General features: G+C 70.0%; 13 protein-coding genes. 5 read left to right on the top strand and 8 right to left on the bottom strand.

Annotation, left to right across the window (positions count from 1 at the left end; translation table 11 throughout):
- Window positions 1–5: 5 nt before the first annotated feature.
- Window positions 6–1709, bottom strand: coding sequence for a bifunctional metallophosphatase/5'-nucleotidase (locus STROP_RS01170; protein WP_011904150.1), 1704 nt, complete (start codon window positions 1707–1709; stop codon window positions 6–8).
- 279 nt (window positions 1710–1988) lie between these two features.
- On the opposite strand from STROP_RS01170, the gene STROP_RS01165 reads away from it, so the two are divergent.
- Window positions 1989–3410, top strand: coding sequence for a GGDEF domain-containing protein (locus STROP_RS01165; protein WP_018831226.1), 1422 nt, complete (start codon window positions 1989–1991; stop codon window positions 3408–3410).
- Between the two features lie 4 nt (window positions 3411–3414).
- Here the strand turns inward: STROP_RS01165 and STROP_RS01160 are convergent, their stop codons facing one another.
- Complete coding sequence (locus tag STROP_RS01160) at window positions 3415–4476, bottom strand: aspartate-semialdehyde dehydrogenase (protein WP_011904148.1); 1062 nt, start codon at window positions 4474–4476, stop codon at window positions 3415–3417.
- 3 nt (window positions 4477–4479) lie between these two features.
- Entirely contained in the window at window positions 4480–5745 is a 1266-nt protein-coding gene (locus tag STROP_RS01155; RefSeq protein ID WP_011904147.1) for an aspartate kinase, read from the bottom strand.
- Window positions 5746–5979: 234 nt separating this feature from the next.
- Between STROP_RS01155 and STROP_RS01150 the strand changes: the two genes are divergently transcribed.
- Complete coding sequence (locus STROP_RS01150; protein ID WP_011904146.1) at window positions 5980–6582, top strand: nitroreductase family protein; 603 nt, start codon at window positions 5980–5982, stop codon at window positions 6580–6582.
- A gap of 144 nt (window positions 6583–6726) precedes the next feature.
- The gene (leuA, locus tag STROP_RS01145; protein WP_028680554.1) at window positions 6727–8502 is read left to right on the top strand and encodes a 2-isopropylmalate synthase; all 1776 of its coding nucleotides are present in this window, start codon (window positions 6727–6729) and stop codon (window positions 8500–8502) included.
- A 67-nt stretch (window positions 8503–8569) separates the two neighbouring features.
- Here the strand turns inward: leuA and STROP_RS01140 are convergent, their stop codons facing one another.
- Window positions 8570–10072 carry an MFS transporter gene (locus STROP_RS01140; RefSeq protein ID WP_011904144.1) on the bottom strand — a complete coding sequence of 501 codons (1503 nt, stop codon included), beginning with the start codon at window positions 10070–10072 and terminating at the stop codon, window positions 8570–8572.
- 107 nt (window positions 10073–10179) lie between these two features.
- On the opposite strand from STROP_RS01140, the gene STROP_RS01135 reads away from it, so the two are divergent.
- Both STROP_RS01135 and STROP_RS01130 read left to right on the top strand, forming a co-directional pair.
- Window positions 10180–10821: an HNH endonuclease family protein gene (locus STROP_RS01135; RefSeq protein ID WP_028680553.1), complete on the top strand. Its 642-nt coding sequence runs from the start codon at window positions 10180–10182 to the stop codon at window positions 10819–10821.
- Window positions 10818–11279, top strand: coding sequence for a hypothetical protein (locus STROP_RS01130; protein WP_011904142.1), 462 nt, complete (start codon window positions 10818–10820; stop codon window positions 11277–11279). The genes STROP_RS01135 and STROP_RS01130 overlap by 4 nt, the downstream gene beginning before the upstream one ends.
- A 55-nt stretch (window positions 11280–11334) precedes the next feature.
- Here STROP_RS01130 and STROP_RS01125 read toward each other — a convergent pair whose 3' ends face one another.
- From STROP_RS01125 to STROP_RS01110, 4 genes are all read right to left on the bottom strand, one after another.
- A complete protein-coding gene (locus STROP_RS01125; protein ID WP_011904141.1) occupies window positions 11335–12450 on the bottom strand; it encodes an ABC transporter ATP-binding protein in 1116 nt (371 codons plus the stop codon).
- On the bottom strand, window positions 12443–13501 hold the full coding sequence (locus STROP_RS01120) for an ABC transporter ATP-binding protein (protein WP_011904140.1): 1059 nt from the start codon (window positions 13499–13501) through the stop codon (window positions 12443–12445). Before STROP_RS01120 ends, STROP_RS01125 begins: the two co-directional genes overlap by 8 nt.
- 67 nt (window positions 13502–13568) lie before the next feature.
- The gene (locus tag STROP_RS01115; protein ID WP_011904139.1) at window positions 13569–14531 is read right to left on the bottom strand and encodes an ABC transporter permease; all 963 of its coding nucleotides are present in this window, start codon (window positions 14529–14531) and stop codon (window positions 13569–13571) included.
- Window positions 14528–15532, bottom strand: a complete 1005-nt coding sequence (locus tag STROP_RS01110) for an ABC transporter permease (protein ID WP_011904138.1) — start codon at window positions 15530–15532, stop codon at window positions 14528–14530. Before STROP_RS01110 ends, STROP_RS01115 begins: the two co-directional genes overlap by 4 nt.
- Window positions 15533–15544 lie beyond the last annotated feature (12 nt).

The raw sequence follows: 15544 nt of genomic DNA, 5'->3' as shown, positions 1-15544 counted from the left end.
AGAGGTCAGCGAGCTGACTCCCCAGTGGTGCGGATTCGGTCGGTCGCCGGGGCGGAGACCGGCGAGGTCGCGGTCAGGTACGCGACCAACGCGTCCAGGTCGATCTGGCCGGTGGCCGGGTTGGTGCCATCGGTGAGGACGGAGAAGCCGTCGCCCCCGCCGGCCAGGAAGTTGTTCACCGTGACCCGGTAGGTGGCGTCGGTCTCCACCGGCACGTCGGCGAAGGTCAGACTGCCGCGGACCACGCGGGTGCCGGCGCACGGGTCATCCGCCGGGGCGGTGCCACCGGCCGGATCGACGACGTAGCGAACCGTGGCCGACGGGTAGAGCACCCGCTCGGTGACGAACTGCTGCTCCAGCAGGCAGTAGAGCTGCTCGCCGGTGAGGTCGAGGGTTACCAGGTTGTTGCTGAACGGCTGCGCGGTGAACGCCTCCTCATAGGTGACCGGGCCGGCATCGAGGTCAGCCCGGACACCGCCCGGGTTCATGAAGGCGGCGACGGCGTTCTGGTCCCCCTCGGTGGCCCAGTGCTGCGCGTCGGCGATCAGGTTGCCGAGTGGGGACTCCCCGCGAACGGTGTCGAAGAGGGTCTCCTGCGTCCGGGTGATCGCCTCGGTGGTCTCACCGACCTCCCGGCCGGCGACCGGGCCCAGCACGGTCTGGTAGTGGTCGATCAACGCGGTCTGGTCCGGATCCTCGGCGACGTCCCGGGTGACCACCAGGTTCTGGGCGGTCGCGCGCAACACGTCCCCGGTCCGCCGGTCGATCTTCAGGTCAATGTCGGTGATCAGGCGGCCGTACGAGCTGGCGCTGGTCACCAGCTTGTTGTTGACCTCGCAGTTGTACGCCTGGTGGGTGTGCCCGCTGACGACGACGTCAATCGACCGGTCCATCCGATTGACGATGTCGACCACCGGTCCGGTGAAGTCGACGCAGTCGTTGATGCCGCCGGCACCAGCCTGGTTCCCGCCCTCGTGCAGCAGCACCACGATGGTCTCCACGCCCTTGCGGCGCAGCTCCCGCGCGTACCGGTTGGCGGTCTGCGCCTCGTCGGCGAAGGTCAGGCCGGCGACGCCGTCCGGACTGACGATGTCCGGCGTACCCTCGAGGGTCATTCCGATGAAACCGATCTTGACGCCCTGCACCCGGTGGATGGCGTACGGGGGCAACAGTGGCTGGCCCGTCTCGTCCACGAAGGCGTTCGCCGAGAGGTACTGGAAGTCAGCCCCCTGGTACGGGGTGCCGTCGGCGCAGCCGTCGACCGGGTGGCAGCCACCATGCTGAATCCGCAGCAGTTCGTCGGAGCCCTCGTCGAACTCGTGGTTGCCGACGCTCGCGTAGTCGAGCCCGGCCTGCGACAACGCCTCGATGGTCGGCTCGTCGTGGAAGGCGGCCGACAGCAACGGGGAGGCACCGATCAGATCCCCGGCGGCAACTGTGACGGTGTTCTTCTTCTTGCTGGCCTTACGCAGCTCGGCCAGGTGGGTCGCCAGGTACTCGACCCCGCCGGCCGGCTGGTCCTCGATCGTGCCGCTGGACCCACCTGGCGGCTCCAGATGGCCGTGGAAGTCGTTCAGCGCGAGCAGCGTGACGTCGACCGGCTTCGGCCCGGCGTCCGCCTCATTGGGGGCGGTCGCGACCGCGCCGAAGGCGGTCACAGCGAACGCGGTCAGGCCGATCGCGGCCCGACGCATCCCAGGGATGGACATGGAACTCCTCGTGGGAACCGGCGCGGAAACAACCGGGCGTGAGCACGCCCACCATTTCGCGCCATCGGCAGGATTCGGACACCGGCGACGGCTGGTACCGCCACCAGCGTCGATGACAGCCTCTCATCGCGCTCGCCACCAGTCGACCGAATGTCCGGCATCGCTTTCCGGAACGGTGGGATGCCGTAGCTGCGGCGGATCGGATCCCGCGACCCGCTGGCTACCCTGGATCACGGCACCGGCAGCGGCCGGTCACCTCCGACCTGGGGCAACATGCGAGTGGATCACGAACGAATCATCCGGGACGGCACGGCCCGCCTGTCAATGGCGTCGACCGTCGCCGAGGCGTGCCAGTGGACCGTCACCGCCCTGGCCCCGTCCACCCCAGCCACCATCTCGGTGCTCCTGGAGGTTCACGACCGGCTCCGTTGCATCGCGGCCACCGGCTCGTGGCAGGTCTTCTCGACCGTCCCGCCGGCTACCGGCGTCGTCGGTCGGGTACACACCACCGGTCATGCCGCGGTCATCACCGATCTCGGTGCGGACCCGAATCGCCTTCCGGTCCGTCCCGACGCCACCAGTGAGGTTTGCGTACCGGTGCCAGGCTCGACTGGCCGACCTGTCGGCGTCCTCGACCTGCTCTGGAGCCAACCGGCGGACCTGATGGCGTGGCGGGACACTGCCGAACGCCTCGCGGAACGGCTCGGCGCGCGGATCGTCGCACTCGGCGGTCCGCCGGCGGAAACCCGGAGCGAGAAGCTGTTGCGGCACGCGGCCGCGCTGGCCGCCGCCGGCACCGAGCAGGAGTTGCGACACGCGGCCAGCACGGCCGCGCGGGACGTGTCGACGCTCTCCACCGCTGTTCTGGTGCTCCCCGGGCATCACGGGCCTCAACTGTGCGCGCCGACCACCGTCCCCGACGAATTGGAGGCCCGGGTCCGGGCCACGCTCTCCGCGGCCGGCCCGGAGGCGCTGGCGCGGATGGTCGACCTGGCTCACCGCTACGGCGCCGGGTACACCCTCGGTGAGACCGAACAGTCGGCGACCGACGACCACGCTCCGCTGGCCCGGGCCGGGGTGCGCACGCTGGTGGCGGTGCCGGTCAACTCGGGCGGCGACGCCGGGTTGCTGCTCGTCGCCGACGCGCGGCGACTCCGTCCCGACCCGACCACCGTCAACCTGCTGGAGTTACTCGCCGGCCAGGCCGGCAGTGCCCTGGACCGGCTCGAGACCGTGGCTCGGCTCCGCGAGCGGGCCAGCTCCGACCCGTTGACCGGGTTGCGACACACCGGGCCGTTCGGGGAGCGGATCGCGGCGGCCGCCCCCGGACGTACGGCTCTGCTCGCGATCGACGTGGACGGCTTCAAGACCGTCAACGACACGTACGGTCACCAGGCCGGTGACCGGCTGCTGGTGAGGTTGGCGCGGGCGTTGGAGGGCGCGCTGCGCCAGGGCGACGAGCTGTACCGGACCGGTGGCGACGAATTCGTGGCGGTGATCGAGGTGAACCGCCCCGACGAGGCGGTCCGGGTCGCGGAACGCCTCACTGCGGCGGCGCGCCGGATCGGTCGCACCATCAGCGTGGGCGTCGCCCTCCCCCACCCGGACGAGCCCGCCGACCACGCCCTCCACCGCGCCGACCAGGCGCTCTACCGGGTAAAACGGGAGGGCCGCGACGGCGTACGCCTGGCCGCCGCCTGAACCGTCAACGCTGGGTCAGTTCGCTGGCCAGGAGTTCAGCGATCTGCGCCGCGTTCAGGGCGGCACCCTTGCGGAGGTTGTCCCCGGTCACGAAGAAGTCGAGCGCACGGGGGTCGTCCAGGGCCCGGCGGAGGCGGCCGACCCAGGACGGGTCGGTGCCGACGGCGTCAATCGGCATCGGGAACTCGCCTGCCGCCGGTTCGTCGACCAGGATTACGCCGGGCGCGTTGCGCAGCACCTCACGGGCCCCCTCGGCGTCTACCTCGGTGCCGAAAACGGCGTGCACCGCCACCGAGTGCCCGGTAACCACGGGTACCCGGACGCAGGTGGCGGTGACCTTCAGGTCGGGCAGATCGAGGATCTTGCGTGAGTCGTTACGCAAGGTCACCTCTTCGGAGGACCAGCCGCCGTCGCTGGGCACTCCGGCCCAGGGCACCACGTTCAGCGCGAGGGGGGCGGGAAAGGGGCCAAGGTCGTCACCGACCGCCTGCCGGACGTCTCCTGGGCGGGAGCCGAGCCCGCGATCTCCGACCACCTTGACGAGTTGACGGTGCAGGGTGTCCACGCCGGCCTGCCCGACGTCGGAGACCGCCTGGTAGGACGAGAGCACCAGCTCCCGTAGGCCGTACTCGCGATGCAGTGGTGCCACCGCAACGATCATGGCGAGGGTCGTGCAGGTCGCGTTGGCGACGATGCCCCTCGGTCGGTTCCGGACCTGCTCCGGGTTGATCTCCGGGACGACCAGCGGAACGTCGCGTTCGGCACGGAACACCGCGGTGTTGTCCACGACGATGGCACCCTGGTCGACCGCGGTCGGCACCCACTGGGCGGAGACCGCGTCCGGAGCGTCGAACATCGCCACGTCGACGCCGTCGAAGACCTCCGGGGTGAGCGCCTGGACGGTCAGCTCCTCGCCCCGGCAGCGCACCGTCTGCCCGACCGACCGCGCGGAGGCGACCAGCCGGATCTCGCCCCAGACGTTCCGCCGACCGGTGAGCAGCTCACACAGGACGGTGCCGACCGCGCCCGTCGCCCCGACCACAGCCAGGGTCGGCTGCGACGCCACGGGCTACCGCCCCGTCCCCGCGTAGACGACCGCCTCGGTGTCACCACCGAGCTCAAACGCGTCGTGGATGGCGCGCACGGCGTCGTCCAGGTCGGTGTCGCGGCACACCACCGAGACCCGGATCTCCGACGTGGAGATCATCTCGATGTTCACGCCGGCCTGGCCGAGGGCGGCGAAGAAGCCCGCTGCGACGCCCGGGTGGGAGCGCATCCCGGCGCCGATCAGCGAGACCTTGCCGACGTGGTCGTCGTAGAGCAGCCCCTTGAACTTGACGCTGTCCTGGATCTTGCTGAGCGCGGCCATGGCGGTGGGGCCGTCGGTCTTGGGCAGGGTGAACGAGATGTCCGTCCGGCCGGTGCCCTCGGTGGAGACGTTCTGCACGATCATGTCTATGTTGATCTCCGCACCGGCGACGGTGTCGAAGATCCACGCGGCCGCACCCGGCTCGTCGGGCACACCGACGATCGTGATCTTGGCTTCGCTGCGGTCGTGGGCGACCCCGGTGATCAGCGCCTGTTCCACGGGAAGGTCCTCCATCGATCCGGTGACCATCGTGCCGGTGTTGGTCGAGTATGACGAACGGACGTGGACCGGCAACCCCGCCCGGCGGGCGTACTCCACGCTGCGCAGGTGCAGAATCTTGGCGCCGCAGGCGGCCAGCTCCAGCATCTCCTCGTAGGTGATCTGTCGGATGTGCCGGGCGTCCGGCACGATCCGCGGATCGGCGCTGAAGACGCCGTCCACGTCGCTGTAGATCTCGCAGACGTCGGCGTTGAGCGCGGCGGCGAGGGCCACGGCGGTGGTGTCCGACCCACCGCGCCCCAGGGTGGTGACGTCCTTGGTGTCCTGCGACACGCCCTGGAAGCCGGCGACGATGACCACCGCACCCTCGTCGAGGGCGCCCTTGAGCCGCCCCGGCGTGACATCGATGATCCGCGCCCGGCCGTGCACCGAGGTGGTGATGACCCCGGCCTGCGAGCCGGTGAACGATCGCGCCTCGTACCCCAGGTTGTGGATCGCCATCGCGAGGAGCGCCATCGAGATGCGCTCCCCGGCGGTGAGCAGCATGTCCAGCTCGCGACCGGGCGGCAGCGGACTGACCTGGTTGGCCAGGTCGGTCAGCTCGTCGGTGGTGTCGCCCATGGCGGAGACCACCACCACCACGTCGTCGCCGGCCTTGCGGGCGGCGACGATCCGCTCAGCCACCCGCTTGATCCGCTCGGCGTTGTCGACGGAGGATCCGCCGTACTTCTGCACCACGAGTGCCACGACGGCGCACTCCCTCCCAGTAACCCTGAGCGTGCCGACGCCGCCGACGGAGCCGGCGGCGTCATGTCAAGACGCCCTCAGGGTAGCCGGCGGACCACCCGAACGGGTCGGGCGATCCCAGCATCCGGCCCCGAGCGCCGCAACGCTCCGGACGACGGACCGTTACGGGTGCCTTTTCCCACATTCATCCGCCCCAACCAAGGGAACAAAAGCCTCATATAGGATGGTCTTTCCATGACCGACCTCACCCCGCTGATCGCCTTCCGGTGGAGCCCCCGGTCCTTCGACCCCGACGCCGACCTCGGCCCGACCGAGGTCGACCTCCTCCTGGAGGCGGCCCGGTGGGCGCCCTCAGCGGCGAACCGGCAACCGTGGCGCTTCGCCCTCGGCCACCGCGACGACGAGACGTGGAAACGGATCATGGTCAACCTCCCGGAGCGGGACCAGCGGTGGGCGGGCCGCGCCTCACTGCTGCTACTCGCCGCACACCTCGCACCCGCCACCGAACCGGCCGAGGAGACCGCCTACGACCTGGGGCACGCCGTGGCACAGCTGACCACACAGGCGACCGCGCTCGGGCTGCACACCCGTCAGCTACACGAACTGGACCGCACCGGCCTCGCCACCGAGCTCGAACTCCCCGCCGACCTCCGGCCCGCCACGGTGGTCGCGATCGGTCGACTCGGCGACCCCCTCAATCTCCCCGCCGACCTGATCGAGGCAGAGACCGGCCTTCGGCGGCGCCGGCCCGTCGCTGACCTGCTGCTGGTCAGCCCCGCTGCGACCCCCATCTCACAGTACGGGCGATCCTTCCCGGATCCAGTCCACGCCACGTAGGGTGACCCTGTCATGTGGCAGGCGTTGCTTCTCCTTGGTCGCCGCGGCGGGGCCTGACGGCCGGCACCTCGTCGCGGGGTCGAACCGCGCCGCCCGCTCCGACCCGTTCTTCGGCGCCTCGCCGACCTCGACTGCTGACGTCACATGACCACGGAGGCACTCCGCATGGCTCACCCTGCTGTCACCCCCGACGCTGAGACCAACCCCATTGCCCGGCAACGCCCCAGCCGCATGCCGTACCACCGCTACCAGCCCTACCAGCGGCAGTTCCACACCGACCTGCCGGACCGCAGCTGGCCCACCCGGCACGTCGAGGCCGCGCCGCGCTGGTGCGCGGTCGACCTGCGAGATGGCAACCAGGCCCTGATCGACCCGATGTCGCCCGAACGCAAGCGGCGGATGTTCCAGCTCCTGGTGCAGCTGGGCTACAAGGAGATCGAGGTTGGCTTCCCCTCGGCGAGCCAGTCCGACTACGACTTCGTCCGGCAGCTCATCGAGCAGGACCTGATCCCCGACGATGTCACCATCCAGGTGCTGACGCAGTGCCGGGAGCACCTGATCGACCGCACCTTCGCGGCGCTGCGGGGCGCGAAGCGGGCGATCGTGCACTTCTACAACTCGACCTCGACCCTGCAACGCCAGGTCGTCTTCGGGCTGGACCGGGACGGCATCACCGACATCGCGACCACCGGTGCCCGGCTCTGCCAGAAGTACGCGGAGATCCACACCCCGGACACCGACATCCACTACGAGTACTCACCCGAGTCGTACACCGGCACCGAGCTGGACTACGCCGTGGAGGTCTGCACGAAGGTGATTGAGGTCCTCGACCCGACACCCGACCACCGGCTGATCGTCAACCTGCCGGCCACCGTCGAGATGGCGATGCCGAACGTCTACGCCGACTCGATCGAGTGGATGCACCGACACCTGCCTCGGCGGGACAGTCTGGTGCTCAGCCTGCACCCGCACAACGACCGGGGCACCGGAGTGGCCGCCGCCGAGCTGGGTCTGCTCGCCGGAGCAGACCGGATCGAGGGTTGCCTCTTCGGTAACGGCGAGCGCACCGGCAACGTGGACCTGGTCACCCTGGGCCTGAACCTCTTCTCCCAGGGCATCGATCCGATGATCGACTTTTCGAACATCGACGAGGTCAAACGTGCTGTCGAGTACTGCAACCAACTACCCGTACACGAGCGCCACCCGTACGCCGGCGACCTGGTCTACACCGCCTTCTCCGGCTCCCACCAGGACGCGATCAACAAGGGATTCGACGCCCTCGCGGCCTCCGCCGAGACCGCCGGCGTCCCGGTCGAGCAGCACCCGTGGGCGGTGCCCTACCTGCCGATCGACCCGAAGGACCTGGGTCGCACCTACGAAGCCGTCATCCGCGTCAACTCGCAGTCCGGCAAGGGCGGCGTCGCGTACATCATGAAGACCGAGCACCAGCTCGACCTGCCCCGCCGGCTCCAGATCGAGTTCTCCGGCGTGGTCCAGCAGGTCACCGACGACAACGGCGGTGAGGTTGACCCGCAGACCATGTGGGAGATCTTCGCCGGGCAGTACCTCCTGGACCACCAGGCGAACCCCGCGGTCACACTGACCGACTACACGATCGGCACGGTGGACGGCAAGGTCGAGTTCGAGGCGCTCGTCGGGCACGGCGGCGGACAACACGCCGTCACCGCCATCGGCAACGGCCCGGTGGACGCGTACGTCAACGCCCTGCAGTCCCTCGGCATCAACGTACGCGTACTCGACTACCACGAACATGCCCTCTCCTCCGGCGGTGACGCCCAGGCCGCCGCGTACGTGGAGTCCAAGGTAGATGGCCGTACGGTGTGGGGCGTCGGTGTGGACGCCAACATCGTCACCGCCACCATCAGGGCGGTGACCAGCGCCGTCAACCGCGCCCACTGAGGCACCGGGGCCGGTCCGGGTTGACCTCTACCCGAGGTCAACCCGGACACCGACCGCCCCGGAGGCGTCAGGAGGTGGTCTCCGCACCCTTTTCCGGCCCGGTGGCGGCCGGCAGGGACTGGCAGGGCTGCGACGGCGGCGGTGCCCGGCGCGGACGGCGCACGAAGACCACAGCCAGCACCGCCCCCATCAGCAGCAGCGCGGCGCACCAGGCCAACGCTCCCCGGTAGGCGGCGGTCAACTCGTCCGGCCGTTCGTATTCGGTGCCGGAGAGGCCAACCAGCAGCGGCAGAGCGGCCACGGCGAGTAGCCCCCCGGCGCGCGAGGCGGCATTGTTGAAGCCACTCGCGACTCCGGCGAAGCGGTCCTCGACGGCGGCCAGCACCGAGGCCGTCAACGGCGCCACCACCATGGCCAGCCCGAGCCCGAAGAGAAACACCCCGGGCAGTACGTCGCGCCAGTACGACGCCTCCGCCCCGACCTCGCGGAGCAGGAGCAGCCCGATGGCGGACACCACCGGCCCCACGGTCAACGGCAACCGCGGCCCGATCCGGGTCGCCAGGTCACCGGCGACCGGCGAGCCGACCAGCAGCAGCACGGTCACCGGCAGCAGCGCGACACCGGTACCCAGCGCCGACCAGCCGGCCACGTTCTGGAGAAAGACGGCGACGAAGAAGGTGAACCCACTGAGCGCCGCGTAGATCACCACGGTGAAGACGTTGAGCACGGAGAAGAGTCGGCTGGTGAACAGCCCGGTCGGCAGCATCGCGGTCTCCCCCCGGTGTCGCTCGACCAGTACGAAGGCCACCGAACCGAGCACCCCGGCCGCGGCCGCGAGCAGCACCACTCGAGACGTCGCGCCCCGCGCCGGCGCGTCGATCAACGCAAACGTGATCCCGGCCAGGGCGACCGCGCCCAGCACCGTGCCGAGCACGTCGAACCGGCGCCGGCCCGCCCCCTCGGTCCTGGTACGCGAGACGCTCTCGTCCCGGCTCTCCGGCACCCACCTCAGGGCGGCCAGCACCACCAGCGCCGCCAACGGCACGTTGAGAAAGAAGATCCACCGCCAGGAGAACTCGTCGATCAGCCAGCCGCCGACGAAGGGGCCGAGTGCGGTGGAGACGCCGGAGAAGCCAGCCCAGGCACCGATCGCCCGTCCCCGGTCGTCCGGGTGGAAGCTGGCCTGCAGGACCGACAGGGACCCGGGGGTGAGCAGGGCCGCTCCAGCACCCTGCAGAAGCCGGGCCGCGATGAGCTGCCCGGTGTCCTGGGCCAGCCCGCACAGCACCGACGCCACGGTGAACCACACCACCCCGAGGAGGAAGACGCGCCGCCGGCCGAAGCGGTCCCCGAGCGCGCCACCGAGCAGCACGAACGCGGCGAGCATCAGCAGATAGCCGTTGACCGTCCACTGTAGGTCGGACACGGTGGCGTCGAGTTCGTCGCCGAGGCGGGGAAGCGCCACGTTGACCACGGTGCCGTCGAGGAAGACCATGCCGGAGGCGAGCACCGCGGCGAGCAGCGTGCCGGCCCCCGCGGGGGTGCCCAGCCGAAGGGAGGGTGGCGTCATTGCCCAAGAGTGCCCCGACTCGATCTCGAAGCGGCTACGAAACGCCAAAACCGCCCTCCCAGATACTGTGCGGGGCCGCCCGAAACCGCCAAGCTAAAGAGGTGTCTCTGCGTACCAGATCCGCACCGCTGCTCGCGACAGCGCTGGCGCTCGGCCTGGCCGGCTGCGTCCCGGCCACCACACCGGACCCGACGCCCACCAGCGCCGGTGGGAACGCCATGGAGAAGCTGGCCGAGCTGACGGTGGCCAGCGCCGGCTCGATGAAGGGCTACAGCCGCGACCGCTTCCCCCACTGGCGGGGCACCGGCAAGAACTGCGACGTCCGGGACACCGTGCTCGCGCGCGACGGGGAGAGCATCAAGCTCTCCGGCTGTAACGTGGTCGGCGGGCGCTGGGAGAGCGTCTACGACGGCCTGGTCCTGACCGACCCCTCCGAGGTCGATGTTGACCACATGGTGCCGCTGGCGAACGCCTGGCGATCCGGTGCCGACGGGTGGACCGACACGAAGCGGGGTGATTTCGCCAACGACACCCGGCTGCCGCACCTCTTCGCGGTTTCCCGCACCGCCAACCGGTCGAAGGGTGATCAGGATCCATCCCAGTGGCGACCGGCGAACCGGTCGTACTGGTGCCGCTACGCCGAAAGCTGGGTCACGGTGAAACATCATTGGCAGTTGTCGGTACACACCGACGAGAAGACGGCGCTGGCCGACATGTTGGCGGGCTGTACCGGGGCGAGCCGACCATGACCAGCACCGGGACAGGCCCGACACCGAACCGGCCCCCGGGGGCCGACGACTCCGCGACGGCCTCCACCAGCGACCCCGCCCCGGGCAGCGCCGGAATGACGGCCGATGGCGCTGCCAGTGCCGCGGTACCCGGCGCCGGGATGAGCGCGGAGACCACCGGCGCCCCGGCGGGCGCCACTCCCGGCTCCGGGATGCGGGCCGACGGCGGGTCCCGGGTCCGCACCGCGGAGATCGTCCCCGGGCCGGGCGGAGTGATGACCGACGAGGTCGGCGTGATCACCGGCGAGCTGACGCTGCGCACCGAGTACCTCGACGGCCAGGTCGCCCTGCGGGTGCAGTACCGCGAGGCCGACGAGTGGTACGTCGTGACCGGGGGGCGGGCGACGCTGCCCGACCCGGCCGGCCTCGATGCGGTGCACGCGATCGCCGTTGCCCTGCTCGACCGCCCCGACGGCTGAGCCGGGTCGCGGGAAACAGCCGGTCCTGGCTACCCCCGCAGCCGGCGTCGCCGGCTCAGGCGTCGGCGGAGTCCGCCTTCCCGGTCGGGGCCGGGATCGACACCGGCTCCGGGGTCTCGCCGCCGCTGGATGCCCGCGCGACTCGCGCCCCGGCGTTGTGCGGACGGAGTTCCCCGCTGGCGATCCGCTCGGCCCAGTGGCAGGCCACCCGGCTGCCCCCGATGTCACGCAGCACCGGCCGTTCGTCGGTGCAGCGCGTCGGCTGGGCCCACGGGCAGCGGGTGTGGAATCGGCAGCCCGCTGGCGGGTTGGCCGGCGACGGCAGGTCACCGGCGAGCAGGATCCGCTCGCGGCGGTCCTCCACGTCCGGGTCCGGCACAGGCACCGCCGACATGAGCGCCCGGGTGTACGGATGCAGCGGCTCGGTGTAGAGCCGGTCGCTCGGGGCCTCCTCCACCAAAGCGCCGAGGTACATGACGCCGACGGTGTCGGAGATGTGCCGGACGACGGCCAGGTCGTGCGCGATCACCAGGTAGGTGAGGCCGAGGCTCTCCTGCAGTTCGTCGAGGAGGTTGACCACCTGCGCCTGGATCGACACGTCCAGGGCGGACACCGGCTCGTCGGCGACGATCAGCTCCGGACCGAGGACCACCGCCCGGGCGATACCGATCCGCTGCCGTTGCCCGCCGGAGAACTCGTGTGGGTAGCGGGACAGCGCCCACCGGGGTAGGCCCACCTTGTCGAGCGCCTCCCCGATGATCGCGCGTCGCTCGTCCCGGTTGCCGCCGATACCGTGGGTCTGCAAACCCTCGGTGAGAATCGACTCGACGTTCTGCCGCGGGTCCAGGCTGGACATCGGGTCCTGGAAGATCATCTGCATCCGACGACGCATGGCGCGCAGCCGGGCCGGCGGCAACGTGGTCAGCTCGACACCGTCGAAGACGACCTCACCGCCGGTGGGCGTGGTCAGCTGGAGCAGCGCCCGGCCGAGCGTCGACTTCCCGCATCCGGACTCGCCCACCAGGCCGTAGGTCTGACCGCGCGGGATCCGCAGGTCGACCCCGTCAACCGCCTTCACGTGGCCGATCGTGCGGTCGAAGAGCACTCCCCGTTTGATCGGAAAGTGCACCTTCAGGTCACGGACCTCGACGAGGACGTCGTTGTCAGTCACGGGTCTCCTCCTCGTTCCGCTCCGGGCTCGGCGCCCCGGGCTGGCCGGACCGACCGGCCTGGGCCGGGACGACGCCGGGCAGCGGCACCGGGTCGACACAGCGGTAGCTACGGCCGTCGTGGGTGCGGACCAGCGGCGGCGTCTCGTCGAGACAGGCGTCCACCCGCCGGGAGCAACGCGGAGCGAAGGCACAGCCTTCCGACCAGGACAGCACGTCGCGTACCGAGCCGGGAATCGGGTTGAGCGGTTCGCCGCGCCCACTGTCCAGGCGGGGCACCGAACCGAGCAGACCCGCGGTGTACGGGTGCCGTGGCGTACGGAAGAGGGGACGTCGGCGGGCGGTCTCGACCACCCGACCCGCGTACAGCACGTTGATGCTGTCACACATGCCGGCGACCACCCCAAGGTCGTGGGTGATCATGACAAGCGCGGTGCCGGACTCCTGGACCAGTTCCTTGAGCAGCTCCAGGATCTGCGCCTGGATGGTGACATCCAGCGCGGTGGTCGGCTCGTCGGCGATCAGCAGCCGCGGTCGGCAGGCCACCGCCATCGCGATCAACGCCCGTTGCCGCATCCCACCGGAGAGCTGGTGCGGATACTCCTTGAGCCGCCGGTCCGGATCCGGGATGCCGACCCGGTCCAGCAGCCCGACCGCTTCCTCGCGTGCCGCGGCACCGGTCAACCCCCGGTGGCGGGCCAGCACCTCGGTCACCTGCAACCCAATCGGGATCACCGGATTCAGCGAGGAGAGCGGATCCTGAAAGATCATCGCTACGTCGCGACCACGGATGTCCCGCCGGGCGCGGTCGTCGAGTCCGAGCAGGTCGGTGCCGTCGAAGACCGCCTTGCCACCGATCCGGGTGCCGGGTTGCCGGGGCAACAGCCCCATGAGTGCCAGCGAGGTGACGCTCTTGCCACAGCCGGACTCGCCGACCAGGCCGACGACCTCGCCGGCGTCGACCGAGAAGGAGACCCCGTCGACCGCGTGAACCGTACGCTGTCCGCGCCGGGCGAACGTCACGCTCAGGTCATCCACATCGAGCAGTGCCACTACCGGCCCTCCGTTCGCACCTGCGGGGCTCGCGCGCCCATTGTTCGGGCTACACACATGGCGGGACCTACTTCCGCAGCTTCGGGTCGAGGGCCTCACGCATCGCCTCACCGAGCAGGGTGAAACCGAGCGCGGTGATGATGATCGCTACCGCCGGGAAGATCGCCAGTGCGGGTCGAATGCCGAGGTACGGCTGCGCGTCGGCGAGCATGACACCCCACTCGGGCTGCGCCGTGTCCGGGTTGCCGAGGCCGAGGAAGGAGAGCGCGGCGGCCTCGATGATCGCGGTGGCCAGGGTCAGCGTGGCCTGCACGATGACCGGAGCCAGCGAGTTCGGCAGGATGTGCGTCAGCGCGATCTTCGGCTTCCGGACGCCGAGCGAGGTGGCCGCGAGCACGTAGTCGCTGTTGGCCTGCGCGATCATCGAGACCCGCAGCAGCCGGGCGAAGACCGGCACCGACACCATGCCGACCGCGATCATGACGGTTTGGAGACTCGCCCCGAGCAGGGCGGCAATGCTCACCGCGAGCAGGAGGCTGGGCAGTGCCAGCATCATGTCGATGACGCGCATGAGCACGTTGTCGACCGCGCGCCCCCAGCGGCCACCCAGACCGGCAGCCGCGCCGGCCACCCCGCCGATCAGGGCGCCCACGGCCAACCCGATCAGCGTGGCGACCACGCCGACCAGCAGGGTCTGCCGGGCCCCGACGATCATCCGGCTGAAGACGTCCCGGCCCTGGTGGTCGTAGCCGAACCAGTGCTCGGCGGAGGCGCCGGGGATGATGCCCTGCCCCGACTTCACCAGGCCCTCGCGAATTCCGATGGTGTCCTTCGGCTCGTAGGGGACGAAGAACGGGCCGATCAGCGCCACCAGAACGAAGATCGCCAGAATGATCGCGCCGATGATGGCGGCGGGGTTCCGCCGCAGTCGTCGGAACGCCTCCTGCCAGAGGCTGACCCCCCGCTCGTCGTCCCGGTTCACCAACTCGGCGAGCCGGTCCAGCCGCTCCTTCTTACCTGTGATCGTCATCGGACCCTCACCCTCGGGTCGATCAGGCTGTAGGAGAGGTCAACCAGGAGGTTCACCAGCACGTACACCACCGAAATGATCATGATGAAACCGAGCAGCACCGGGTAGTCACGCTGGCCGATCGCCTCGTAGATGAAGGCCCCGATGCCGGAGAAGGCAAAGACCGTCTCGGTCAGCACTGCGCCCGAGAGAAGCCCCCCGGTGAGCAGGCCGATCGAGGTGACCACCGGCAGCAGCGAGTTGCGCAGCACATGCCGTCCCCGCACGGTCCGCTCGGTCAGCCCCTTCGCCTCGGCGGTCCGCACGAAGTCCTCGTTGAGCACCTCCAACACGCTCGCCCGGGTGATCCGAACGATGATCGCCAGCGGGATGCTGGCCAGCGCGAGCCCCGGCAGCACCAGATGCCAAAGCGCGTCCATCGCGGCATCCCACTCCCGGGTCATCAGCCCGTCGAGGACGAAGAAGTTCGTGACCCGGGTCGCGTCGAGGGTCGGATCCTGCCGGCCGCTGGACGGGAACCAGCCCAGGTTCTCCGAGAAGATCGCCTTCAGGACGTAGGCCAGGAAGAAGATAGGGACGCAGATCCCGACCAGCGATCCGCCGACCGAGAGATGGTCGAGTAGCCGGCCCCGACGGCGGGCGGCCAGGTAGCCGAGGGGAATGCCGACGCCGATCGCGATCACCAGGGCGGTGATCGTCAACTCCACGGTGCCGGGGAAACGCTCCAGGAACTCTTCGACCACCGGACGTTTGGTCGACGACGAGGTGCCCAGGTCCAGGCGAAGGAGCCGCTGCACGAAGCGGCCGTACTGCACCAGGATCGGCTCGTCGAGACCCATGCTACGGCGAATCGCCGCGCGCATTTCGGGGGTGCCACGCTCGCCGAGGATGGCGTCCTCGGGGCCACCCGGCAGGCGACGAACCCAGATGAAGAGCAGGAGCGAAAGCCCGAACAGCGTGGGTATCAGCTGGAGCAGGCGTCTGACGATAAACCGAAACACGATGCCTCAGAA

It is taken from the genome of Salinispora tropica CNB-440 (genome assembly GCF_000016425.1).
GTDB classification, from domain to species: Bacteria; Actinomycetota; Actinomycetes; order Mycobacteriales; family Micromonosporaceae; genus Micromonospora; species Micromonospora tropica.
Note: the sequence above shows the minus strand (reverse complement) of the source record. Positions and strands in the feature narration are given on the sequence as shown.

Coding starts and splice junctions, on each gene's coding strand:
- leuA (WP_028680554.1), top strand. CDS start 6,727: ATGACCACGGAGGCACTCCGCATGGCTCACCCTGCTGTCACCCCCGAC.
- STROP_RS01170 (WP_011904150.1), bottom strand. CDS start 1,709: ATGTCCATCCCTGGGATGCGTCGGGCCGCGATCGGCCTGACCGCGTTC.
- STROP_RS01150 (WP_011904146.1), top strand. CDS start 5,980: ATGACCGACCTCACCCCGCTGATCGCCTTCCGGTGGAGCCCCCGGTCC.
- STROP_RS01115 (WP_011904139.1), bottom strand. CDS start 14,531: ATGACGATCACAGGTAAGAAGGAGCGGCTGGACCGGCTCGCCGAGTTG.
- STROP_RS01140 (WP_011904144.1), bottom strand. CDS start 10,072: ATGACGCCACCCTCCCTTCGGCTGGGCACCCCCGCGGGGGCCGGCACG.
- STROP_RS01130 (WP_011904142.1), top strand. CDS start 10,818: ATGACCAGCACCGGGACAGGCCCGACACCGAACCGGCCCCCGGGGGCC.